Consider the following 23,798-nt stretch of genomic DNA (forward strand, 5'->3'; position numbering starts at 1 on the left):
GCTGGGGTGACGACCTTGTATGACGCCGTCGTGCTGGCCGGTGGGGCCGCCAAGCGGTTGGGTGGGGTGGACAAGCCCGGCGTACGCGTCGGCGGGCGGGCGCTGCTCGACCGGGTGCTCGCCGGGTGCCGGGGGGCCGGGCGCACCGTGGTCGTCGGGGGGCGGCGGGCGACCGTGCGGCCCGTCGTGTGGGCCAGGGAGGAGCCGCCCGGCGGGGGACCGCTGGCCGCGCTCGGTGCCGGGGTGCGCGATGTCGCGGCCGGGGCCGTGCTCGTCCTCTCCGCCGACCTGCCGTTCCTCGACGAGGAGACCGGCCGACGGCTCCTCGACGCCCTGACCGCCGCCCCCGACGTCGACGCGGCCCTCCTCGTCGACGCCGACGGCCGCGACCAGCCGCTCGTCGCCGCCTACCGCACCGACGCCCTCCGCCGTGAACTCGCTCACCTCGTCACCACGCACGGCTCCCTCTCCGGGCTCCCGTTGCGTCTGCTCACCCAGGGGCTGCGGGTCGTCCGGGTCACCGCAGGCCCCCTCGCCTCCTTCGACTGCGACACCTGGGAGGACATCGCCGCGGCCCGGGCCCGGATCAGGGAGCATGGGAACGTGCTGGACGAATGGATCACCGCAGTCAAGGACGAGCTGGGCATCGAGATCGACGTGGACACCGGCGTCCTGCTCGATCTCGCAAGGGACGCCGCTCACGGTGTCGCCCGCCCCGCCGCGCCGCTGACCACCTTCCTGGTCGGGTACGCGGCCGCGCAGGCCGCCGCTGCGGGCACGGCCGATGGACCCGAGGCCGTCGCGGAGGCGTCGCGCAGGGCGGCCGCTCTCGCCAACCGCTGGGCCGCCGAAGCGGAGCGGGACACGGCCGGATGAGGCCCCACGACGTAGGCGACGACGACGACGGCGTGGACGAGGTCCTCGCCCTCGTCGCCCCGCAGCGTGGCGCCGATCCCAGGTCCGCATCCGCATCCGCATCCGCATCCACGTCCGCATCCACGTCCGCATCCGCGTCCGCCTCCTCCTCCGCCCCCGATGAACCCCACCGCGCCACCGCCTGGCCCGCCGCACGCGCCCTCGCCGCACGGGCCGGCGCCGCCGTGGGCGCCGCGCGCCCACCCCTGCGTACGCCTCTCGACCAGGCGCTGGGCCAGGTGCTGGCCGAGCCGCTCCACGCGCTCACCGATCTGCCGTCCTTCGACACCTCGGCCATGGACGGCTGGGCGGTCGCCGGGCCCGGCCCCTGGGTGATCCGCGCCGACGGTGCGGAAGGACGCGAGGAGGCGCTGCTCGCCGGCGACGCCCCCGCCGCCCCGCTGCAGGACGGTACGGCCGTCCGGATCGCCACCGGAGCCCGCGTACCGCGCGAGACCACGGCGGTCATCCGCAGCGAGCACGCCCGCACCGACGCGACCGGTCATCTGCATGCCCGGCGCGAGGTCGTGCCCGGCCAGGACATCCGCCCCCGGGGACAGGAATGCCGTGCCGGTGACCGGTTGCTGCCCGCCGGGACCCAGGTGACCCCTGTCGTCCTCGGCCTCGCGGCGGCCGCCGGGTACGACGAGCTGCCGACCCCGGCCCGCCCTCGCGTGGAGGTCCTCGTCCTCGGTGACGAGCTGCTGACCGCCGGACTCCCCCACGACGGGCTGATCCGGGACGCCCTCGGCCCCATGCTCGGTCCCTGGCTCGACGCGCTGGGCGCCGAGGTGCTCGCCACCCGGAGGATCGGCGACGACGCCGACGCCCTCGCGACGGCCGTCACCGGCTCCGTGGCCGATGTGGTGATCACCACCGGCGGCACGGCCTCGGGCCCCGTCGACCACGTCCACCCCGTGCTCGCCAAGGCGGAAGCGACCCTGCTCGTCGACGGCGTGAAGGTCCGCCCCGGTCACCCGATGGTGCTCGCGCGTCTCGACGGCGACCGTCACCTCGTCGGGCTCCCCGGCAACCCCCTGGCCGCCGTCTCGGGCCTGCTCACCCTCGCCGAGCCGCTGCTCCGCGCCCTCGCGGGCGCCACCCCGATGCCGCCGCCGTATCGAGGCCTCATCGCGGACGAGGTGCAGGGACATCCTCACGACACCCGGCTCGTCCCGGTCGTCCACCGCGACGAGCAGGTCGTTCCCCTGCGCTACCACGGGCCCGCGATGCTCCGGGGGATCGCGGCGGCGGAGGGGATGGCCGTCGTCCCGCCCGGTGGCGCGCGCCCCGGCGACGAAGTGGAGGTCCTCGACCTCCCCTGGCCGAGCTCACTCCCGAGGCCCGCGTCCCCACCCCCGACCGGACTCCCCGGGCCCGGAAACCTTCGTGCGGAAGGAGGGTGTTTCACGTGAAACTTCCCAGCCGTGACGTCATGGCCCGACACGCCGACGAGAAGCTGTCCCCCACCCGCATCCGCATGCCCCGGCCGGTCGTCGAGAAGCCCCTGCGGCAGGTCGCCAAGCGGCTGATGATGGCGCTGAGCGTGCTCGCCGTGACGACCCTCATCGTCTATCTGGACCGCGAGGGCTATCACGACAACGCCGACGAGACCCTCGACTTCCTCGACTGCGCCTACTACGCGACCGTCACCCTCTCCACCACGGGCTACGGCGACATCGTCCCGTACAGCGATTCCGCGCGGCTGGTCAACATCCTGCTGATCACGCCCCTGCGCGTGCTGTTTCTGATCATTCTGGTCGGCACCACTCTCGAGGTCCTCACCGAGCGGACCCGGGAGGAGTGGCGGCTGAACCGCTGGAGGTCCACCTTGCGCGACCACACCGTCGTCGTCGGCTTCGGCACCAAGGGCCGTTCCGCGATCCAGACACTCTGCGCGACCGGTCTGCGCAAGGAGCAGATCGTCATCGTCGATCCCTCCACCAAGGTGATCGAGACGGCCAACTCCGATGGCTTCGTCGGCGTTCTGGGCGATGCCACCCGCAGTGACGTGCTGCTCCGCGCCGAGGTGCAGAAGGCCCGGCAGATCGTCATCGCCACCCAGCGCGACGACACCGCCGTCCTGGTGGCGCTCACCGCCCGGCAGCTCAACAAGGGGGCGAAGATCGTCGCCGCCGTACGGGAGGAGGAGAACGCACCCCTGCTGCGGCAGTCCGGTGCGGATGCCGTGATCACCAGCGCCAGCGCGGCCGGCCGGCTGCTCGGGCTCTCCGTCCTCAGCCCCAGCGCCGGCACGGTGATGGAGGATCTGATCCAGCAGGGGTCGGGCCTCGATCTGGTGGAGCGGCCGGTCATAAAGTCCGAGGTCGGCAAGCACGTGCGGGAGACCGAGGACCTGGTGGTCAGCGTGTTGCGCGGGCACCGGCTGCTCGGTTACGACGATCCGGCCGCCAGCCCGCTGCAGTTGACGGACCGTGTGATCACCATCGTGCGCGCGGCGGCCGTCACTCCACTGTCCACGCCGCCCGAGTAGCCTCGCCGCCATGCATGCGATCACGATTCCGGAACCCGGCGGCCCCGAAGCCCTCGTCTGGGCCGAGGTGCCCGATCCCGTGCCCGCCGAGGGCCAGGTGCTCGTCGAGGTGGTGGCGAGCGCCGTCAACCGTGCCGACCTGCTCCAGCGCCAGGGCTTCTACGACCCGCCGCCGGGCTCGTCCCCGTACCCCGGTCTCGAATGTTCGGGCCGGATCGCCGCTCTCGGGCCGGGCGTCTCCGGCTGGTCGGTCGGCCAGGAGGTGTGTGCGCTGCTCGTGGGCGGCGGGTACGCGGAGAAGGTGGTCGTCCCCGTCGGCCAGCTGCTGCCGGTACCGGAGGGCATGGACCTGGTCACGGCCGCGGCGCTGCCCGAGGTGACCAGCACGGTCTGGTCCAACGTCTTCATGATCGCCCATCTGCGCCCCGGCGAGACGCTGTTGGTGCACGGCGGTGCGAGCGGCATCGGCACGATGGCGATCCAGCTCGCCAAGGCGGTCGGCGCGAAGGTCGCGGTCACCGCGGGCGGTCCCGAGAAGCTCGCGCGCTGCGCCGAGCTGGGCGCGGACATCCTGATCGACTACCGCGAGCAGGACTTCGTCGAGGAACTCCGTAAGGCCACGGACGGCGCGGGTGCCGACGTGATCCTGGACATCGTCGGGGCGAAGTACCTGGAGCGCAATGTGAAGGCGCTCGCGGTCAACGGCCGACTGGCCGTGATCGGCCTGCAGGGCGGTGTGAAGGGTGAGTTGAACCTCGGCGCGCTGCTGGCCAAGCGGGCCGCGATCACCGCGACCACGCTGCGGGCCCGCCCGCTCCAGGAGAAGACGGCCATCGTCGCCGCGGTGCGCGAGCACGTGTGGCCGCTGATCGGATCCGGGACGGTACGGGCGGTGGTCGACCGTACGGTGGAGATGCGGGACGCCGCCGAGGCGCACCGGGCCTTGGAGGCCGGCTCCCACGTCGGCAAGATCCTGCTCCTGGCGCCCCAGCCCGCCTGATCTTCCGTACCCGGCACGCCCAAGGCCCGGACACCTGCCCGGACGCACCACGTGCCCGGCACGCCAAAGGCCCCGCCACCTGCCCGGACGCACCACGTGCCCGGCACGCCCAAGGCCCCGCCACCTGCCCGGACGCACCACGTGCCCGGCACGCCAAAGGCCCGGCACACATCGTGTGCCGGGCCTTCGGTGACCGACGGACCTCTGCGGGTGCCTCTACAGATAGGGGCCCGAGCGGACCGCGTGGCCTCGGCCGTGCTCGTCGTCGTCATCGTCGGACGACGCCCCCGGCGGGAGCGCCCGTCGCATCTGCTCCAGTTGGGCGCGGGCCGCCATCTGCTGGGCGAACAGCGCCGTCTGGATGCCGTGGAAGAGGCCTTCGAGCCAGCCCACCAACTGGGCCTGCGCGATCCGCAGTTCCGCCTCGGACGGAATCGCCTCGTCGGTGAACGGCAGGGAGAGCCGCTCCAGTTCCTCGACCAGTTCGGGCGCGAGCCCGTCCTCCAGCTCCTTCACCGAGCTCGCGTGGATGTCCTTGAGCCTGACACGGCTCGCCTCGTCCAGAGGAGCCGCGCGTACTTCCTCCAGGAGCTGCTTGATCATGCTGCCGATCCGCATGACCTTCGCAGGCTGCTCGACCATTTCCGTCACCGGGACCTCGCGGGATTCGTCGTCACCCTGAGCGCCGCCGAGTGCCATCCCGTCCTGTCCCACGATGAGGACCTGGGGAGTCTCCTGCGACCGTTCATTCCTCGGCATCTCCATGCCGCCATTCTCTCGCACACGTGCCTCACCACACGGTGTGCCCCTGGAGAAGGGTGATCCACCCTTCTCCAGGGGCACAGGACGGCAACGGACCGTGCACGGACCTTCGCCGTGCGTCGCGGGACCCGTCAGGCGGCTTCGCGGCGGGCCAGGGCCCCGCGCGAGCGGGTCACCAGGGCTGCCAGGAGCGCGGCACCGAGCGGTACGGCGATCAGCAGCGCCGCGAGCGTCTCCCAGGGGACGACGATCGGGACGTACGGCACGTCCGACGTCGTGCCCCAGCCGTTGTCGAGGCTCTCCTGGTAGAACCGCAGCTCCTGGCGCTCCTCGGTGAGCCGCAGCCCCATCGCCGGGAGCACTCCGGCCGCCGATCCGAGGATCACGCCCATCGCGGCGACCACCCCGCACTGGAAGCCGCTGAGGGTACGGCGGACCCGCGGGGGCGCGCCGACGGCGGACAGGGTCTTCAGGTCGGCCTCGGCGTCGGCCTGCGCGAGGCCGGTGGCGATACCCGCGGCGCCGATGGTGACGAGGCCGGCGAAGACGGTCAGGGCCAGGAGCACGATGCTCATGTCGCTGACGAATCCTTCCTCCACGTGGAAGGCGACCTCGCTGCCGATCTTGGCGATCTCCCCGTCGAGCTTCTGACGCTGCTCGGCGCCGGGCATCGTGTCGGTGGAGAAGAACGAGCCGAGGGGTACGGCGGTGAAGCCGGCCGTCCTGGCGGCCTCCGGGGTGAGGAGAGCCCGCACGCCGTAGGCGTTCTGCCCGGTCACCAGGTGGGCGGGGAGGGTCGTGACCTCGCCGGGGACCGGCTTGTTCTCCTGCTGAGCCTCGTTCGCCTTCTTGTTGTCGGCGATCACCTTGATGCTGATCTTCCCGGCCGCGTCGATCGGGGCCTTGGCGAAGGAGACGACCTTCCCCTCGGCGAGGGCCTTCTCCGCGCCCGCGTCCGTGACGCCGAGGACCTTCAGGAGCGCGACGTCGCCGATCAGCAGGCCCCCCTCGACGTACACGTTGCCGGGCAGGTCACCGCCGCTGTTCTCCTTGCAGCGCCAGCCCTCGGCGAACGTGCGGCGCTGCTCCTTGGTGAACTTCGCGGCCGGGTCCGAGCCGTCGTCGGTGCTCGCCCACAGGGGGCACTCGTTGGCCTTCGGGATGACCATCTCGTAGCGGCCACAGCCCGGGCTCTCGCTGTACGGGGCGCAGCTAGGCTTGCCGACCTGGACGCGCTGGACGTCCGCGCGGGAGTCGACGGGCAGCAGCCGCTGCACGGCGTCCCGCACCGCCGGAACGTCCCGGCCGCCGTCCTCCATCACGAGCGCGGAGACCGCGCCGTGCGGGAGACTCGCCGTGTAGCCGGCCTCGTTCTGGGCCTCGCGGCTGGCCGTGTACGTGGAGACGGCGACCGTGCCGGCGACCGCGGCGAGCACGGCGGCGACGGCGGGTGCCGTACGGCCCCGGTTGCGGACCGCGTCCCGCAGCGCGAGGCGCGGGGAGAGCGGCAGCCAGCGGCCGGCGCGGCCGAAGAGACCCACCAGGGCCGGCGTCATGGCGACGACACCGAGCTCGGCGAGGGCGCTGCCGGCCGCGACGATCGCGAACTGGTCGGAGATCACCGAGCCGTAGAGCGCGATCGCACCGCCCAGGAGCAGGGCGCCCAGGCCGACCAGCGGCAGGACACGGCTGCTGCGGCGGACACCGCGGCGGCCGGTCAGTGACGCGAGGACGGTCTGCCGGGACGCGGTGACGGCCGGGACGATCGCGGCCAGCAGGCCGGTCAGCACGGCGATGAACGCGATGCCGAGCAGTTCCAGCGGGCGGATGTCGAGGGAGCCGAACCGCTGGCCCATCGCGGTTTCGAGGACGGGCTGGAGTGCGAACGTCAGGATCAGCGCGAGCACGGTGCCGGTGACGGCCGCCGCGAAACCGATGACGAGGCCGCCGCTCAGCACGATGGCGCGGATGTGGTGACGGTCGCCGCCGTTGGCGCCGACGAGGCCGAGCTGACGGCGCGAGCGGCGGGCGCCCACGGCGAACGCGGGCCCGGCCAGCAGGCAGATCTCCAGCATGGCGAGGCCGACGATCGTGCCGGCCGCGGCGAGTTCGGCGGCCTGGGCGCCCGCGCTGGTCTCGAAGTCCCCCCAGCCTTCCTTCTGGTAGAGCGGCACGTCGGCCTTGGCGGGCGGGTCCAGGAGCACGGCACGGGAGGTGACGGCCACACCCTTGGTGTTGATCTTCTGGACGTCGTTCCACGTGAAACCACCGGCGGACTTCACCAGGTACGTCGTGAAGGCCTCGCCCCCGTTCAGTCCGCTCTTCGCGATCGTCTTGGCGTACGAGGCGAGGAAGGCGCCCGGGAGAACGTTGATCTGGTGGGTCTTCAGGTCGTTGGGGAGCTCGTATGAGCCGACGATGCGGAAGGTCCGGTCGTCGCCGCGCGCGGAGAGCGTGGAGCCGATGCCCAGCCCGCTGGTCTCCAGGAAGTGCGTGGTCGCGGCGACCTCGTCGGCCTTCTCGGGGAAGCGGCCGTCCTGGAGGCTCATGATCCCCCGGGCGATCGGGTCGGCGGCCTTCAGCTCACGGACCTCGCTCTGGAGCAGGCCGTGGGCGGTGGTCAGCTTGGCGCTGCCCGTGCTGTCCGTGAGGACCGTCGCGCCGGCCGGGAAGGTCTTGGTGACATCGGTCGGGCCGCTCGGCCAGACCCTGTCCCCGTAGTCCTCGGCGGTCGTGCTCGACTCGCCGTCCGGTTGCTGGAGGATCGGCACGCCGTTCACGGAGGCGTCGGTGAACCGGGCGTCGGCGGCGCCGATCTTCCGGCTCAGGTTCTCCTCGGGGGAGAGCTGGGAGCTGCGCAGGGTCAGGTCGGCGGCGCTGACGCCGAGGATGGGCAGGGCGATCATCGCGAGGACGAGGAAACTGCGTCCCTTGGACCGCCAGGCGTCACGGCGGGCGATACGGACCGCGGCGCGCCAGGAGTGGAGCCAGTTGTTCACCGCTCGCCCGCCTGGCCGGAGAGGAGCGAGTCGGCCTCGCTGCGCACGGTCTGGTCGACGACGGCGCCGTCCCGCAGGAAGACGACCCGGTCGGCCCAGGCGGCGAACCGCGGTTCGTGGGTGACGAGGACGCCCGCCGCCCCGGCGTCGCAGCGCGAGCGCAGCAGGGCGAGGACGGACTCGCCGGTCTCGGAGTCCAGGGCGCCGGTGGGCTCGTCGGCGAGGACCAGGCGCCGGTCGCCGACGAGGGCGCGGGCGATGGCCACGCGCTGCTGCTGGCCGCCGGACATCTCGTCGGGGAAGCGGTCGGCGAGGTGCCCGAGGTCCATCTCCTCCAGCGCGGCCACGGCCTCGACGCGGGCCTTGCGGGCGGAGACGCCGTCCAGCTCGCGGGGCAGGGCGACGTTCTCGGCGGCGGTCAGCGCCGGGATGAGGTTGTAGTCCTGGAAGACGTACCCGATGCTGCGGCGGCGCAGGGCGGCGAGCGCCTTGCGGTCGGCGGTGGTGATGTCGGTGTTCTCGACGATCACCCGGCCGGAGGTGGGGATGTCGAGGCCGCCCGCGATGGTCAGCAGGGTCGACTTGCCGGAGCCGGACGGGCCCATGACGGCGACGAGTTCACCGGGGTAGACCGCGAGGTCGATGCCGCGCAGGGCGTGCACCTCGGTGGCGCCGGAGCCATGGACGCGGGTCAGGTTCTGGAGTTGCAGCACGGGCTGCGCTGTGGACATGGAGGGGTCCCCCTTGGGCGTACGGACGCGGACGGCGTTCTCGTACGGAGCGGCTGGTGCGGATGAAACGGATGGGACGGACGAGACGGAAGAAACGGAAGGAACGGATGGAGAGGTGGCGCCGGACAGGCCGCCGGGTCACACGGCCCGGGAGCCGCCCGGGAGCCGCCCGGGAGCCGCCCGGGAGCCGCGGCCGCGGGGTCAGCGCAGTCGCGCCGGGCGGTGCGCCTCGTCGGAGGTCGGTGGCGCGGGCGAGGTCGCGTGCCGTGACGCGGGTGTCGCCGGGTCGGCGGGCTCCGGAGGCGGGGCGTCCGCCGCGCCGACGGCGGTCGTCGAGAGCCGGATCAGCCGGGCCTCGCAGTGGTCGAGCCAGCGGGCCTCGGCCTCGGTCTGGAAGATGAGCTGTTCCAGGACGAGGAGCCAGGCGACGTCGTCGCGTTCCTGGGACCGGCCGCTCTCCAGCGCGGTGAGCGCCTGCGCCTTGAGCCGGGTGTAGTCCTGCATCGCCTTCACGGTGTGCCGGCGCTGGGACTGGATGACGTTCCGGATGTCGACCCCGGGCGCTCCGACGGCCATGGCGAGCTTGATGGCGAGCTCGTCACGGGCCGGGCTGGTGCGGTCCACGGGCTTCTCGAACCAGGTCCGCAGCTCTTCGCGACCGCCGTCGGTGATCGAGTAGAGGGCATGACCGGCCTCGTCCTCGCCGTCCTGCGCGACCATGCCGTCCCGTTCGAGACGGTTCAGGGTCGTGTAGACCTGGCCGACGTTGAGCGGCCAGGTGGAGCCCGTGCGGGACTCGAACTCCGTGCGGAGCTGCGAGCCGTAGCGAGGCCCGCGTTCGAGGAGGGCGAGAAGCCCGTGGCGGATCGACATACTCAGTATGTATACCGAGTATGTCGACGCCGACAAGCGACCTGAGACGGAGCTTCCGCGTCCGCCTCAAGGGGGACGGACGCGGTCGTGCGGGGGATGGGGGCCCCTCAGCGGCGCCGCATCCGGAGGCCGAGGAAGCCGATCCCGAGCCCCATCAGCGCGAGCCCGGCGCCGAGCGTGACCACGGGAATCTGCCGGTGAGACGAGGTGGCGGCGGTACGGGCGCCGATCCGGGGCGCCGCGGCCGGCGCGCTCGCGGGCGGCGAAGCGGAATCCGTGGCGTCCGTCTCCGGTACCGCTTCGGCGGTCTCGTCCGCCTCCTCGCGCGGCTCCTGCGAAGGCTCCTCGGCTGTTGCGGTTTTGGTACGAGACGGGTCGACGGACGCGTCCGCTCCGCTCGGCCTCGGCGGTGCGGCGGGTCGGCCGGGCCGCTCGCGGCCCACCCCGGCGGGACGGCCGGCCAGCGAACCGGAGGGGACGGGTCCGGGGGGCGCGGAGGCCGACGCCGACCCCGGGGGCGCGGGCGCGGCGGAGGTGGACGCGCGGGGCGGGCCGGAGGCGCCGGGGATGGGGCGGCCGGTCCAGGCGGGGGCGGTCGAGGAGGGGGAGGGAGGGGAGCCGGAGGGGGTCGGGGGCCTCGACGTGGCCGACGCCGATGCACGGGGGCCTCGTTTCGAGGGCGTCCACGAGGAGGACGAGGATGAGGACGAGGGCGAGGACGAGAAGGAGGACGAGGACGAGAAGGAGGGCGACGAGGCCCGGGGCGCCGACGCGGAGGCCGGACCGGGCCGCTCGTACCCGTACGCCACCGGTCCGGCGCCGACCATCAGCCCACACGCGACCAGCGGGCCGAGCGCCCGCCACCGCGACACGGGCACCCGCGGCGCAGGAGCCCGCGGCGCAGGAGCCCGCGGCGCAGGCGTCCGCAGAAGCGATGCCCACGGCGCCCGCCGGCGCAGCGCACCCGCCCGGACGCGCGCCCGCAGCGCCCGCGCCCGCAGCGCCCGCGCCCGCCGCGCCCGAGGGAGCCGCACCCGCCCGGCCCGCATACGCATGATCTGCACCCGCATGACGTGCACCCGCATCACCCGCACCCGCAATGCCCGCGTCCGCGTGCCGCGGAGTCCTGGAGTCACTGGGTGACCCCCCCTCCCGTGCCGAGCCGCCGAGGTATCCAACTCAGCGTCACATAGCGGGACAATTCCGGCATCCGGGCGCCCGCGCACGGATGACGCCCACCGAAGGCCGCCAGAGAAAACCGTCCGAAGATCCCTCCCGGAAACCCGTCCGGGAGGGCTGATCACGCGACGGGGCTACTGCGGCGGGTTGCCGGTCGAGTACTCCAGGGTGAACTCGGCGTCGTCCTTCGCAGCGTCCTCACCGGCCGGCGGGTACTGGCTGAGCACCGTGCCCTCGCCGTACGTCGCCTCGTCCACCGGGGTCTGCTTGGTGAGCTTCCAGCCGGCGGCCTGGATGCAGTCCTTCACCGACTGGATGTTCTTGTACGTGAAGTCGGGGATCTCGAACTTCGAGGGGTCGTCGCTCGACTCCCTCGGCTCGGTGCACTTCTTCTTGTCGATGGTCTTCGTCAGGTCGGGACCCTTGTGCCCCGGCGCGACCGACTGGCTCTGGCTCGGGTCGCCGCCCGCGTTGTTCCCCGGGTCGTCGTCCTTGTTCAGGTTGACCGCGAGGATCACGCCACCGATGACGAGCAGGGCGGCGACCGCCGCGCCCACGATCATCGGCCCGCCCCGCCGGGAGCCTCCTGCGGAACCCCCGGACGCGCCCCCCACCGTCGGATTCTGCGGCGCGGGACCGTACGGCCCGGGGGTCGGCGTCTGGTACATCGGCGACGGCGGCGGGGTCTGCGCCTGCTGCGGGTACCCGTAGGTCGGGGCCGGGGTCGGCGGACCGTAGGGAGACGGCTGCGGCGTCGGCTGCTGGTACGGGTGCTGAACGCCGTGGGTCGCGGGCGGCGGGGTGCCGATCGGCGGGAAGACCGCCGAGCCCACGCCCGCACCGCTGCTGACCGGTCCGCCCGCGACGATGATCGGCGCGCCCGTCTGCCCCGCCGACAGCACACGCAGGCACTCGTCCTGCATCGCGGAGGCGCTCGGGAAACGCTCGTTCGGGTTCTTCTTCAGCGCGCGGGCGACGAGCGCGTCCATCGCCGGGCTGACCGAGCGGTTGATGGAGGACGGGGCGACCGGCTCCTCCTGCACGTGCGCGTACGCGATGGCCAGCGGCGAGTCCGCGTCGAACGGCAGCCGGCCCGTGAGCAGCTGGAACAGCATGATGCCGACCGAGTACAGGTCGGAGCGGGCGTCCACCGCGCGGCCGAGGGCCTGCTCGGGGGAGAGGTACTGCGGCGTGCCGACGACCATGCCCGTCTGCGTCATGGAGGTGACACCGGACTGCATGGCGCGCGCGATGCCGAAGTCCATCACCTTGACCACGCCGCGCTTGGTCATCATCACGTTGCCGGGCTTGATGTCCCGGTGGACCAGGCCCATCTCGTGGCTGGTGTCGAGGGCGGCGAGGACGTCGGCGGTCACCTTGAGCGCCTTGTCCGCGGGCATCGCGCCGAACTGCCGTACGTCGTCGGCCAGGACCGAGCCGAGCGGCTGACCCTCCACGTACTCCATGACGATGTACGGCATGACGGAGCCGTCGAGGGTGTCCTCACCGGTGTCGAAGACCGAGACGATGTTCGTGTGCGAAAGCTTCGCGACCGCCTGCGCCTCGCGCCGGAACCGCTCGCGGAACGACTGTTCCCGGCCGAGTTCGGTGTGCAGCGTCTTGATGGCGACCTGCCGGTCGAGCGCGCTGTCGTACGCCAGGTAGACGGAGGCCATGCCGCCTTCGCCGAGCAGGTCGCGCAGCTGGTACCGGCCGTTCGCGACCGAACCGCCCGCATAGCGGCCCTGGGCGCCGTCCTGGCTCATTCGTGCTCCCCCTACGCGCGCGTGGCGGCGCTGATCGTGAATTTCCTGGCCAAGTCTGCCCCAGGGCACCGACACGTCAAGCCGCATGCCCGTTCCGTGACCCTCCGCGCAAGAAGCGTCTCGGAAGCGTTACACGAACCGACCAGAATTTGCGGCGGCGTACGCACAAGGGGTTGGATGGCCGGTCCACTCGGACCGTGGTGTCGGACGAAGCCTGTAGCGTGACGACGGCACGGCTCCACACGACAGACACATGACGGCGAGGACTGATGGCACCCGAATCCGAAGCAGGCGGCGGCGGCCTGTCGGGCGCTGCGGCGGAGTCCTGGGGCGAGGGCGGAGTGGTCGGTGACGGACGGTACCGGCTCACGCACCGCCTCGGGCGCGGTGGCATGGCCGAGGTGTTCGCCGCCGAGGACGTCCGGCTCGGACGCACCGTCGCCGTCAAGCTGCTCCGCTCCGACCTCGCCGAGGACCCGGTCTCCAAGGCCCGCTTCACGCGCGAGGCGCAGTCCGTCGCCGGGCTCAACCACCACGCGATCGTCGCGGTGTACGACTCCGGCGAGGACGTCGTCGGCGGCCAGTCCGTGCCGTACATCGTGATGGAGCTGGTCGAGGGCCGCACCATCCGGGACCTGCTGATCAGCGCCGAGGCGCCGGGCCCCGAGCAGGCCCTGATCATCGTCTCCGGTGTCCTGGAGGCGCTCGCCTACTCCCACCAGCACGGCATCGTGCACCGGGACATCAAGCCGGCGAACGTGATCATCACGCACGGCGGTGCGGTGAAGGTGATGGACTTCGGCATCGCGCGCGCCCTGCACGGCGCGCAGTCGACGATGACCCAGACCGGCATGGTCATGGGCACGCCGCAGTACCTCTCCCCCGAGCAGGCCCTCGGCAAGGCCGTCGACCACCGCTCCGACCTGTACGCCACCGGCTGTCTGCTCTACGAGCTGCTGGCGCTGCGTCCCCCGTTCACCGGCGAGACCCCGCTCTCGGTGGTCTACCAGCACGTGCAGGACGCGCCGATCCCGCCGTCCGACGTCGCCCAGGCCTCGCCGCCGGAGCTCGACGGCCTGGTGATGCGCTCGCTGGCCAAGGAGCCGGACGACCGGTTCCAGAGCGCCGAGGAGATGCGCGGGCTGATCCAGTACAGCCTGCAGATGCTCCAGCAGGCTGGCGGCCACACCGGCACGTGGAACACCGGTCCGGTCGAGGTGCACGAGGGCGGCCACACCCCGATCGGCGGCGTCGCGGCGACGACGGCGATGGGGCACCCGATGCACCACGAGACCGCGCAGCGCCCGATCCTGCCGCCGGTCAACCCGGACGACGGCGGCTACGACGGCGCGGGCCACGGCGGCTACGGCCACCAGGGCGGGAGCAAGGGCGGGCGCGGCAAGGTGCTGCTGTTCCTGTCGCTCGCGCTGATCGCGATCGTGGCAGGTGTCGTGTACGCGCTGGACAAGGCGGGCGACCCGGGCAGCAACAAGCCGAAGACGCCCGTGACGACCTCGCCGACGCCGACCTCGGAGAGCCCGAGTCCCTCGCAGGAGCCGACCGAGGAGACCCAGGAGCCCGACGGGGGGTCGACGGGCGGCAACCAGGACAACTGGACGCCTTCGTGGACCCCGTCGACGACGCCCCCGACGACCCCGCAGACCACTCCGCCGACCACCCAGCCGACGCCGACGGACGACGGTTCGGACGACGGCGGCGCCACGGGTGAGCCCACGGACGAGCCGACCGGCACCCCGACCGACGAGAACACGGACCCGCCGGCGACCATCGAGGGGAACACCGGGCAGCCCACCGGCGGCGGCCCCGGCGCCACCACCCCCTGACCCACCCCCGGGCGGCCGTGGGCCGTCACCCGGCGAACGCGTCGCGTACCGCCTCGTACTCGCGGGTCCACCACACCGCCAGGGCCGACGCCGCAGGAAACTGCGGGTCGGCCCTTCGGTCGTGGAGCTGGTAGCGCCAGCGCAGTATCCAGAAGTCGTTGAGCCGCTCCCACCACACCCGGTGCACCGCCGACGCCAGCTCCGCCTCGTCCGCGCCCGCCGCCCGCCGGTAGGCCCGCGCGTACGCCCGCACCTTCTCCAGCGCCAGCTCGCCCGCCGGTCGTACGAAGAAGATGGCGGCGGCCCTGACGGCCTCCTCGGCGCGGGGCTGGACGCCGAGGCGGTCCCAGTCGACGATCGCGGCGGGTTCGGCGCCCCGGTAGAGCAGGTTCAGCGGGTGGAAGTCGCCGTGCACCCAGCCGGCCGAGGCGGCCCGGGGCGGGCGGCGGTGGGCGTGCTCGGCGAGCAGTCCCCGGCGTTCGAGCAGCCGGTGCTCGGCGAGCACGTCGAAGCCGGTGCGGGGGCGGTGGGCGCGGGCGAGGCGGAGGAGCTCGTCGATGACGCGGAGGGTGTCCTCGGGGTGGGCGCTCTGGTGCCCGTCGCCGGGCGGCGGGGACTCCATGACCTGCTCCAGGCAGGTGTGGACGTGCCCGAGGAGCGCGCCGAGGCGCCGTGAACCGCCCGTGGAGAGCTGGGCGCCGTCGCGGTGGCGGCCGTCGATCCAGGGGTGCAGGGCGTAGCAGTGGCCGCCGATGACGGCGACCGTGCGGCCGGCGGCGTCGGCGAGCGGCGGGGCGACGGGCAGACCGAGGGCGTGCAGGCGCTGGGTGGCGCGGTGCTGGCGGCTGATGGTGTCCCGGTCGGCGGTCGGGGCGTCGAGGTGCTGCTTCAGGAAGTAGGCGCCACGGGTGGTGCAGAGGCGGTAGCCGCGGTTGAGGAGGCCCTGGGTGACCGGTTCGCAGGAGAGCGGCTCGCCGGCCTCGCGGTAGCGGCGCAGCAGGACACCGACGGGCGGAGCGAGCGTTTCAGATGAGCGCGGCACTCCCCAGATGTTAGATCACGCTACGTGCCGGAGATGTCGCTCGGTGGTGTAGTCGAGCTGGTGCACGGTGACGAACTGGGGCTCGACGCGCATGAAGACCGGGTCGAAGGGTTCGCCGTCGACGACCTGCGGCGCGGGGCCGAAGGCGGCGAGCTGTTCCTCGGTCGGCTCGACGACCTCGGCGGTGCCGGTGAACTGCACGGACCAGAGGTTCTCCGCGCCGGAGTCGAAGTTGTCCGCGCCGTAGGCGACGACGCTGCCCGCGCAGGCCCGGTGGTAGCCGAGGCCGCGGTGCATGCGCAGCAGGACGCGGCCGTCGTCCACGATGTGCCGGGCGGGGGCGACGAACGGCATCGCGCGCATGCTCGTCGCCACCCTGCCGTACGAGACGCGGCTCAGCAGCTCGATGGCGCGGATCTCCTCGGTGGACATGGGTTCCACTCTCCGCCACCGGCTGACCGCCGGGAAAGGGGCGCCTGCCCCGCGTCGCCGGGGACGTAGGTCCCGAATCGGGGTCCGCACCGGGTCGGGCCGAACGGGTACCCGTGCTCCCCGCGTCCTCAGTGGTGCCGCTCGGCGCCGGCCTGCATACGGGCCACGTAGGCCGCGGCCTGCGAACGACGCTCCATGCCCAGCTTCGACAGCAGGCTGGAGACGTAGTTCTTGATGGTCTTCTCCGCCAGGTGGAGCCGTTCGCCGATGGCCCGGTTGGTCAGGCCCTCGCCGATCAGATCCAGGATCTTGCGCTCCTGTTCCGTCAGATGGGCGAGTTTGTCGTCACCCTTGGGGTTGTTTCCGTCCCGCAGTCGTTCCAGGACGCGGGCGGTCGCGACCGGGTCGAGCAGGGACTTCCCCGCCGCCACGTCCCGTACCGCGGATAGCAGTTCGTTGCCGCGAATGGCCTTGAGGACATATCCCGAGGCCCCGGCCATGATCGCGTCGAAAAGCGCTTCGTCGTCGGCGTACGAGGTGAGCATCAGGCACTTGATGTCCTCGTTCTGCGAACGCACCTCACGGCAGACCTCGACGCCGCTGCCGTCCGGCAGCCGCACGTCGAGCACGGCCACATCGGGGCGCGTCGCGGGAATCCGGACGAGGGCGTCCGCCGCCGTGCCCGCCTCCCCGACCACCTCGATGTCGTCCTCCACGGAGAGCAGCTCGTGGACGCCGCGCCGGACGACTTCGTGGTCGTCCAGCAGAAATACCCGGATTTTTCCATCTTCGCGCACGCAGTCAGTCTCACATATTGGCTCTTCCCGTGCCCGGGGTGCGCGGGATAACGTGCCCGTGTTCCGGCGGCCCGCGAGGCTGTTGCCAGCGCGCTGACCAGCTACTGTTCCCGTATTTCTCGATTTACTTGGAAATCCAAGCAAAATCGCAGGTCAAATGGGGTTTCGCAGTAATGTGAAGCAGTGGGTAACGTGCCTATGACAGGGCGCTCGCCGGGGCACCTGTCACGCCCGACCCGGCCGAGTCGCACCCACCCCGTGCGCACGTCCGGACAAGGCGAGCCGCACTGGCCTTTCCCGGCAACCCCGGGGGCCGGACCGACGGAGGAGTACGCACGTGACCGTGGAGAGCACTGCCGCGCGCAAGACGACGCGACGCAGCAGCGGCACCAAGCGCACGGCCAGCGCCAGCGCGAGCGCCAAGAAGTCCCAGACTTCGGAGCCCGAGCTTGTTCAGCTGCTGACGCCCGAAGGGGAGCGCGTCCAGCACCCCGAGTACGACATCGACCTGAGCGCCGACGAGCTGCGCGGCCTCTACCGGGACATGGTCCTCACCCGCCGCTTCGACGCCGAGGCCACCGCGCTGCAGCGCCAGGGCGAGCTGGGACTGTGGGCCTCGCTGCTCGGCCAGGAGGCGGCACAGATCGGCTCCGGCCGGGCCCTGCGCGACGACGACTACGTCTTCCCGACGTACCGGGAGCACGGCGTCGCCTGGTGCCGCGGGGTGGACCCGACGAACCTCCTCGGCATGTTCCGCGGTGTGAACCACGGTGGCTGGGACCCCAACACCAACAACTTCCACCTGTACACGATCGTCATCGGCTCGCAGACCCTGCACGCCACCGGCTACGCCATGGGCGTCGCCAAGGACGGCGCGGACTCCGCCGTGATCGCGTACTTCGGTGACGGCGCGTCCAGTCAGGGAGACGTCGCCGAGTCCTTCACCTTCTCCGCGGTCTACAACGCGCCCGTCGTCTTCTTCTGCCAGAACAACCAGTGGGCGATCTCCGAGCCCACCGAGAAGCAGACCCGTGTGCCGCTCTACCAGCGCGCCCAGGGCTTCGGCTTCCCGGGCGTCCGCGTCGACGGCAACGACGTCCTCGCCTGCCTGGCCGTGACCCGCTCGGCCCTGGAGCGCGCCCGCCGCGGCGAGGGCCCGACCCTCGTCGAGGCGTTCACGTACCGCATGGGCGCCCACACCACCTCCGACGACCCGACCAAGTACCGCGCCGACGAGGAGCGCGAGGCCTGGGAGGCGAAGGACCCGATCCTGCGCCTCAAGGCGTACCTGGAGCGCGAGGGCCACGCCGACGCCGCCTTCTTCGAGGCGCTGGAGACGGAGAGCGAGACGCTCGGCAAGCGCGTCCGCGAGGGTGTCCGTGCCATGCCCGACCCGGACCACATGGCGATCTTCGAGAATGTCTACGCGGACGGGCACGCGCTCGTCGACGAGGAGCGGGCGCAGTTCGCCGCCTACCAGGCGTCGTTCGCGGACTCCGCGGCTGAGGGCGAGGTCAAGTAACCATGGCTGTACAGAAGCTTCCCCTGGCCAAGGCGATCAACGAGTCGCTCCGCACGGCCCTCGACGCCGACCCCAAGGTCCTCATCATGGGCGAGGACGTCGGCAAGCTCGGCGGTGTCTTCCGGGTCACCGACGGTCTGCAGAAGGACTTCGGCGAGGACCGGGTCATCGACACCCCGCTCGCCGAGTCCGGCATCGTCGGCACCGCGATCGGCCTGGCCCTGCGCGGCTACCGGCCCGTCGTGGAGATCCAGTTCGACGGTTTCGTCTTCCCCGCGTACGACCAGATCGTCACCCAGCTCGCCAAGATGCACGCCCGCGCGCTCGGCAAGATCAAGATGCCGGTCGTCATCCGGATCCCGTACGGCGGTGGCATCGGCGCCGTCGAGCACCACTCGGAGTCCCCCGAGGCGCTCTTCGCGCATGTCGCCGGCCTCAAGGTCGTCTCGCCGTCCACCTCGTCGGACGCGTACTGGATGCTCCAGCAGGCCATCCAGAGCGACGACCCGGTCATCTTCTTCGAGCCCAAGCGCCGCTACTGGGACAAGAGCGAGGTCGACACCGAGGCCATCCCGGGCGAGCTGCACAAGGCCCGGGTGGCGCGCCAGGGCAGTGACGTCACGCTCGCCGCGTACGGCCCGATGGTGAAGGTCTGCCTGGAGGCGGCCGCGGCCGCCCAGGAGGAGGGCAAGTCGATCGAGGTCCTGGACCTGCGCTCGATGTCCCCGATCGACTTCGACACCATCCAGACCTCGGTCGAGAAGACCCGCCGCCTGGTCGTGGTCCACGAGGCCCCGGTCTTCTACGGCTCGGGCGCGGAGATCGCCGCCCGGATCACCGAGCGCTGCTTCTACCACCTGGAGGCCCCCGTCCTGCGGGTCGGCGGCTACCACGCGCCGTATCCGCCGGCGCGCCTGGAGGAGGAGTACCTGCCGGGTCTGGATCGCGTGCTCGACGCCGTCGACCGCTCGCTGGCGTACTGACGGGCTGGGAGGAGAGCATCGTGACGATCCGCGAATTCAAGATGCCCGACGTGGGCGAGGGCCTCACCGAGGCCGAGATCCTCAAGTGGTACGTGCAGCCGGGTGACACCGTCACCGACGGCCAGGTCGTGTGCGAGGTCGAGACGGCGAAGGCGGCCGTCGAGCTGCCGATCCCGTTCGACGGCACCGTCCACGAGCTGTGCTTCCCCGAGGGCACGACGGTCGACGTCGGCCAGGTGATCATCTCGGTGAACATCGGCGGGGACGTCCCGGCGGCGCAGGCCCCGGTCGCCCAGGCGCCCGTGGAGGCTCCGGTCGAGGAGCCGGCCGAGGAGGCCGAGCCGCAGGGCCGGCAGCCGGTTCTGGTCGGGTACGGCGTGGCCGCCAGCTCGACCAAGCGCCGTGCGCGCAAGGGCGGGGGCGTGCCCGCGCAGGCCGCCGCCGCGATCCAGGGCGAGCTGAACGGCCACGGCGGGACGGCCGCCACGGCCGGCACCGCGACCGCCGCCCGCCCGCTGGCCAAGCCGCCGGTACGGAAGCTGGCCAAGGACCTGGGCGTGGACCTGGCGGCGATCACGCCGACCGGCCCGGACGGGATCATCACCCGCGAGGACGTCCACGCGGCCGCCGCCCCGGCGCCGGCCGTCGAGGCCCCCGCGCCCGTCGTCGCGGCCCCGGCCGCGGTGTCCGCGCCGGCCCCCGCGACCGTGGTGTCCCCGGACGCCCGGGAGACGCGTACGCCGATCAAGGGTGTACGGAAGGCCACGGCGGCGGCGATGGTCGGCTCGGCCTTCACCGCACCGCACGTCACCGAGTTCATCACCTTCGACATCACGCGCACGATGAAGCTGGTCGAGGAGCTCAAGTCCGACAAGGACATGGCGGGTCTGCGGGTCAACCCGCTGCTCCTCATCGCCAAGGCCGTCCTGGTCGCCGTCCGGCGCAACCCGGAGATCAACGCGGCCTGGGACGAGGCGAACCAGGAGATCGTGCTCAAGCACTACGTCAACCTGGGGATCGCCGCGGCCACCCCGCGCGGTCTGATCGTGCCGAACGTCAAGGACGCGCACGCCCAGACGCTGCCGGAGCTGTCGCGCTCCCTGAGCGAGCTGGTCGCCACCGCGCGCGACGGGAAGACGACCCCGGCGGCGATGCAGGGAGGCACCTTCACCATCACCAACGTCGGCGTCTTCGGCGTCGACACCGGTACGCCCATCCTGAACCCGGGCGAGTCCGCGATCCTGGCGGTCGGCGCGATCAAGCTCCAGCCCTGGGTCCACAAGGGCAAGGTGAGGCCGCGTCAGGTCACCACGCTGGCTCTCTCCTTCGACCACCGGCTGGTCGACGGCGAGCTCGGCTCCAAGTTCCTGGCGGACGTCGCCGCGATCCTGGAGCAGCCGAAGCGCCTGATGACCTGGAGCTGAGTGGCTGGGCGAGGTGGTCGCCCGTGACGCCTCCCTGAGGCCAGGCCCGTCCGCATCGCGGACGGGCCTGCCTGTTGCACCCCTGTTGTATCTATGCTGTGCGCATGCCTTCCGCGCCTCCCGCAGCCGACCGCGTCTACATGCACGTCAAGCAGGCCGTCCTCGACCGCCGTTACGAGGGCGGGACGCTGCTGACCGAGGGCGAGCTCGCCCAGGCCGTGGGGGTGTCCCGGACCCCCGTACGGGAAGCGTTGCTGAAGCTGGAGATGGAAGGGCTGCTCAAGCTCTACCCCAAGAAGGGCGCCCTCGTCCTCGCCGTCTCCGCGCAGGAGATCGCCGATGTCGTCGAGACCCGGCTGCTCGTCGAGGAGTTCGCCGTACGCCGCGCCGTCCCCGCGTCGGCCGCGCTCGTCGAGCGGCTCGAGGAGCTCCTGGAGGAGCAGAAACGGCGGGCCGAGGCCGGGGACCTCGCCGAGGTCGCCGTCACCGACCGCTCCTTCCACGCCGAGATCGTCAAGCACGCCGGCAACCAGATCCTCGCCCGCCTCTACGACCAGCTGCGCGACCGTCAGCTGCGGATGGGCGTCGCCGTCATGCAGTCGCAGCCCGACCGGATCGCCAAGAACATCACCGAGCACGCCGAGATCCTGGAGCGGATCAAGGCCGGTGACACCGAGGGCGCGGCCCACTGCGTCCGCCGGCATCTGAGCTGGGTCAAGGACCTGGTCCGGGGTGACGACCGGTGAGCCGCGACGGATACGGATCCGCCGTCACCCTCCCCGGTGACCCGCCCGGCGGCCGGCGCGCCACCCTCGTCTGGGGCGTCGGCGTCGCCGTCTACTTCGTCGCCGTCATCTTCCGTACGTCCCTGGGCGTCGCCGGACTCGACGCCGCCGACCGCTTCGACGTCAACGCGTCCGCGCTCTCCACCTTCTCCATCCTCCAGCTGCTGGTCTACGCCGGCATGCAGATACCCGTCGGTCTCATGGTCGACCGGCTCGGCACCAAGAAGGTGCTGACCATCGGCGTCGTGCTCTTCACCGTCGGGCAGCTGGGCTTCGCGCTCTCCCCCTCGTACGGCACCGCGCTCGCCGCCCGCGCCCTGCTGGGCTGCGGCGACGCGATGACCTTCATCAGCGTGCTGCGGCTCGGCACCCGCTGGTTCCCCGCCCGGCGCGGCCCCTTCATCGCCCAGGTCGCCGCGCTCTTCGGGATGGCCGGCAACCTCGTCTCGACGATCTTCATCGCCCGCGCTCTGCACGACCTCGGCTGGACGGCCACCTTCGTCGGCAGTTCGATCGCGGGCGCCGTCGTCCTCGTCCTGCTGCTGCTCTTCCTCAAGGACCACCCCGAGGGCCACGAACCGCCGCCCGCGCCGCACGCCGGAGCAGCCTTCGTCCGCCGCCAGATCGCCGAGTCCTGGCGGGAGCCGGGCACCCGGCTCGGCATGTGGGTGCACTTCACGACCCAGTTCCCGGCGATGGTGTTCCTGCTGCTGTGGGGCCTGCCGTTCCTGGTCGAGGCGCAGGGCCTCTCCCAGGGCGTCGCCGGCGAGCTGTTGACGCTCGTCGTGCTCTCCAACATGGTCGTGGGCCTCACGTACGGGCAGATCATCGCCCGCCACCACACCGCCAGGGCCCCGCTCGCCCTCGGTACGGTCGCGGCGACCGCGCTGCTGTGGGGCGCCACCCTCGCGTACCCCGGCGACCGGGCGCCGATGTGGCTCCTGATCACACTGTGCGCGGTGCTCGGCGCCTGCGGACCCGCCTCGATGATCGGCTTCGACTTCGCCCGCCCCGCCAACCCGCCGGAGCGTCAGGGCACGGCCTCCGGAATCGTCAACATGGGCGGTTTCACCGCCTCGATGACGACACTGCTCGCGGTCGGCATCCTCCTCGACGCGACGGGCGACAACTACCGGATCGCCTTCGCGTCGGTCTTCGTCCTGGAGGCGCTGGGCGTCGTGCAGATCCTGCGGCTGAAGTCCCGTACGGCACGGCGGGAGAAGGAGCGCCTGGTCGCCAGCCGCGTGGAGGCCGTGCACGTACCGGCGTAGGGCCGGCCTTCAGGGGGTGACGGCGAAGTTGTCCAGGATGGCCTGGGCCAGCTCGACGTCACCCTCGATCTTGATCCGGTCGGCGACGGCCGCCGGCCGCACCCGTCCGCAGGCCAGGCGCACGTACGTCTCCCAGTCGAGCGCCAGCGTCACCGCGGGCCCCAGTGACGGCGCCCCGTCGACCGAACCGCGGCCCTCGGCGTCCACCCGGACCGTCCGCAGGAACTCCACCGGACCGTGCACATCGACCACGACCGCCGAGTTCGGGGGCGCGCCCGCGTCCTTCGCGACGACCTTCGGCAGCCCCGCGAGCAGGGTGTCCCGGGTCACCAGCGCCCCGGGGGAGTCCAGGTTGCCCGGCCGGCCGAGGGTGGCCCGCAGGTCCTGCTCGTGGACCCAGACGTCGAAGGCGCGCATCCGGTAGGCCACTTCGAGCGTCTGCTCGGCGCCGAGGGGGGCGCGGATCAGATGCTCGGGCCCGCGGTTCTCGTTGCGCAGCTGACGGGCACGGCGGATCAGGATGTACTCCAGCTCCGAGGTCATCTCGGGGCCGGTGTGGTGCCGCCGCACATCGACCTGCATCTCCATGTAGCGGGCGAACTCACTGCGTACATGGTAGAGATCGCGGGGCAGCGAGTGGATGGGGCGCGGATCGCCCAGCATCTCGCACTCCATGCCGATCACATGCGACACGATGTCGCGCACCGACCAGCCCGGGCACGGTGTCGCGCGGTTCCATTCGCCTTCCACGAGCGGCTGCACCAGCTCGGATATCGCTTCGATGGAGTGGGTCCAGGCGTCGGCGTAGGTCTGGAGGCTGGGATGGACGGTCACGGGACCCCTCGGCGGTTCTGCGGTGCACGGGCTGACGATCGAGCGGACAGGCGGGCTGGAGACAAGACTGCGTGGGAGGCTCGGACGCTAAGTTACGCTGCCCGAAGGCACCCCGGCAGTGCTTTCGTGTGACGATCGTAGGCCC

At 72.0% G+C, this 23,798-nt stretch carries 20 protein-coding genes; 11 read left to right on the forward strand and 9 right to left on the reverse strand.

The genetic code is table 11. The features are described from left to right. Window positions 1–6: 6 nt before the first annotated feature. Genes ACIPPS_RS20365 through ACIPPS_RS20380 form a run of 4 tightly spaced genes read left to right on the forward strand, consistent with a single transcriptional unit; the run spans window position 7 to window position 4,409 of the window. Entirely contained in the window at window positions 7–876 is an 870-nt protein-coding gene (locus ACIPPS_RS20365; protein WP_401433807.1) for an NTP transferase domain-containing protein, read from the forward strand. Beyond that, entirely contained in the window at window positions 873–2,330 is a 1,458-nt protein-coding gene (locus tag ACIPPS_RS20370; RefSeq protein WP_401433810.1) for a molybdopterin molybdotransferase MoeA, read from the forward strand. Before ACIPPS_RS20365 ends, ACIPPS_RS20370 begins: the two co-directional genes overlap by 4 nt. Before the next feature lie 20 nt (window positions 2,331–2,350). Continuing rightward, window positions 2,351–3,409, forward strand: a complete 1,059-nt coding sequence (locus ACIPPS_RS20375) for a potassium channel family protein (RefSeq protein WP_401434640.1) — start codon at window positions 2,351–2,353, stop codon at window positions 3,407–3,409. 10 nt (window positions 3,410–3,419) lie between these two features. Next, window positions 3,420–4,409 (forward strand): NAD(P)H-quinone oxidoreductase, encoded by a 990-nt coding sequence (locus tag ACIPPS_RS20380; protein WP_401433812.1) that lies wholly within the window; start codon window positions 3,420–3,422, stop codon window positions 4,407–4,409. Window positions 4,410–4,625: 216 nt separating this feature from the next. On the opposite strand, the gene ACIPPS_RS20385 is transcribed toward ACIPPS_RS20380, so the two are convergent. The 4 genes from ACIPPS_RS20385 to ACIPPS_RS20400 form a co-directional block, all read right to left on the reverse strand. Then, on the reverse strand, window positions 4,626–5,174 hold the full coding sequence (locus ACIPPS_RS20385; protein WP_401433814.1) for a bacterial proteasome activator family protein: 549 nt from the start codon (window positions 5,172–5,174) through the stop codon (window positions 4,626–4,628). Between the two features lie 128 nt (window positions 5,175–5,302). Next, window positions 5,303–8,170, reverse strand: coding sequence for an ABC transporter permease (locus ACIPPS_RS20390; RefSeq protein ID WP_401433817.1), 2,868 nt, complete (start codon window positions 8,168–8,170; stop codon window positions 5,303–5,305). Further along, entirely contained in the window at window positions 8,167–8,901 is a 735-nt protein-coding gene (locus ACIPPS_RS20395; protein WP_401433820.1) for an ABC transporter ATP-binding protein, read from the reverse strand. The genes ACIPPS_RS20390 and ACIPPS_RS20395 overlap by 4 nt, the downstream gene beginning before the upstream one ends. A gap of 201 nt (window positions 8,902–9,102) precedes the next feature. Continuing rightward, a complete protein-coding gene (locus tag ACIPPS_RS20400) occupies window positions 9,103–9,774 on the reverse strand; it encodes a PadR family transcriptional regulator (RefSeq protein WP_401433823.1) in 672 nt (223 codons plus the stop codon). Between the two features lie 642 nt (window positions 9,775–10,416). Here ACIPPS_RS20400 and ACIPPS_RS20405 point away from each other — a divergent pair. After that, window positions 10,417–10,917 (forward strand): hypothetical protein, encoded by a 501-nt coding sequence (locus tag ACIPPS_RS20405; RefSeq protein ID WP_401433825.1) that lies wholly within the window; start codon window positions 10,417–10,419, stop codon window positions 10,915–10,917. A gap of 170 nt (window positions 10,918–11,087) precedes the next feature. Here ACIPPS_RS20405 and ACIPPS_RS20410 read toward each other — a convergent pair whose 3' ends face one another. Continuing rightward, entirely contained in the window at window positions 11,088–12,719 is a 1,632-nt protein-coding gene (locus tag ACIPPS_RS20410) for a protein kinase (RefSeq protein WP_401433828.1), read from the reverse strand. 269 nt (window positions 12,720–12,988) lie between these two features. Between ACIPPS_RS20410 and ACIPPS_RS20415 the strand changes: the two genes are divergently transcribed. Further along, window positions 12,989–14,563 (forward strand): protein kinase, encoded by a 1,575-nt coding sequence (locus ACIPPS_RS20415; protein WP_401433831.1) that lies wholly within the window; start codon window positions 12,989–12,991, stop codon window positions 14,561–14,563. A gap of 25 nt (window positions 14,564–14,588) precedes the next feature. Here the strand turns inward: ACIPPS_RS20415 and ACIPPS_RS20420 are convergent, their stop codons facing one another. From ACIPPS_RS20420 to ACIPPS_RS20430, 3 genes are all read right to left on the reverse strand, one after another. Then, entirely contained in the window at window positions 14,589–15,605 is a 1,017-nt protein-coding gene (locus ACIPPS_RS20420) for a phosphotransferase (protein ID WP_401433833.1), read from the reverse strand. A gap of 15 nt (window positions 15,606–15,620) precedes the next feature. Next, complete coding sequence (locus ACIPPS_RS20425; protein WP_401433836.1) at window positions 15,621–16,037, reverse strand: pyridoxamine 5'-phosphate oxidase family protein; 417 nt, start codon at window positions 16,035–16,037, stop codon at window positions 15,621–15,623. A 128-nt stretch (window positions 16,038–16,165) separates the two neighbouring features. Next, window positions 16,166–16,834 carry a response regulator gene (locus ACIPPS_RS20430; RefSeq protein WP_401433839.1) on the reverse strand — a complete coding sequence of 223 codons (669 nt, stop codon included), beginning with the start codon at window positions 16,832–16,834 and terminating at the stop codon, window positions 16,166–16,168. Between the two features lie 337 nt (window positions 16,835–17,171). Here ACIPPS_RS20430 and pdhA point away from each other — a divergent pair, with 337 nt between their 5' ends. The 5 genes from pdhA to ACIPPS_RS20455 all read left to right on the forward strand — a co-directional run bounded on the left by pdhA (window position 17,172) and on the right by ACIPPS_RS20455 (window position 22,819). Next, on the forward strand, window positions 17,172–18,356 hold the full coding sequence (pdhA, locus tag ACIPPS_RS20435; RefSeq protein ID WP_401433842.1) for a pyruvate dehydrogenase (acetyl-transferring) E1 component subunit alpha: 1,185 nt from the start codon (window positions 17,172–17,174) through the stop codon (window positions 18,354–18,356). A gap of 2 nt (window positions 18,357–18,358) precedes the next feature. Further along, complete coding sequence (locus ACIPPS_RS20440) at window positions 18,359–19,339, forward strand: alpha-ketoacid dehydrogenase subunit beta (RefSeq protein ID WP_401433844.1); 981 nt, start codon at window positions 18,359–18,361, stop codon at window positions 19,337–19,339. A 41-nt stretch (window positions 19,340–19,380) separates the two neighbouring features. Next, window positions 19,381–20,763 (forward strand): dihydrolipoamide acetyltransferase family protein, encoded by a 1,383-nt coding sequence (locus ACIPPS_RS20445; RefSeq protein ID WP_401434642.1) that lies wholly within the window; start codon window positions 19,381–19,383, stop codon window positions 20,761–20,763. Window positions 20,764–20,867: 104 nt separating this feature from the next. Beyond that, entirely contained in the window at window positions 20,868–21,509 is a 642-nt protein-coding gene (locus tag ACIPPS_RS20450) for a GntR family transcriptional regulator (protein ID WP_401433847.1), read from the forward strand. After that, window positions 21,506–22,819, forward strand: a complete 1,314-nt coding sequence (locus ACIPPS_RS20455; RefSeq protein ID WP_401433849.1) for a nitrate/nitrite transporter — start codon at window positions 21,506–21,508, stop codon at window positions 22,817–22,819. The genes ACIPPS_RS20450 and ACIPPS_RS20455 overlap by 4 nt, the downstream gene beginning before the upstream one ends. A gap of 9 nt (window positions 22,820–22,828) precedes the next feature. Here ACIPPS_RS20455 and ACIPPS_RS20460 read toward each other — a convergent pair whose 3' ends face one another. After that, window positions 22,829–23,653, reverse strand: a complete 825-nt coding sequence (locus tag ACIPPS_RS20460; RefSeq protein ID WP_401433852.1) for a maleylpyruvate isomerase family mycothiol-dependent enzyme — start codon at window positions 23,651–23,653, stop codon at window positions 22,829–22,831. Between the last annotated feature and the right edge of the window lie 145 nt (window positions 23,654–23,798).

The organism is Streptomyces sp. NPDC090127 (assembly GCF_044746945.1).
Classification (GTDB): domain Bacteria; phylum Actinomycetota; class Actinomycetes; order Streptomycetales; family Streptomycetaceae; genus Streptomyces.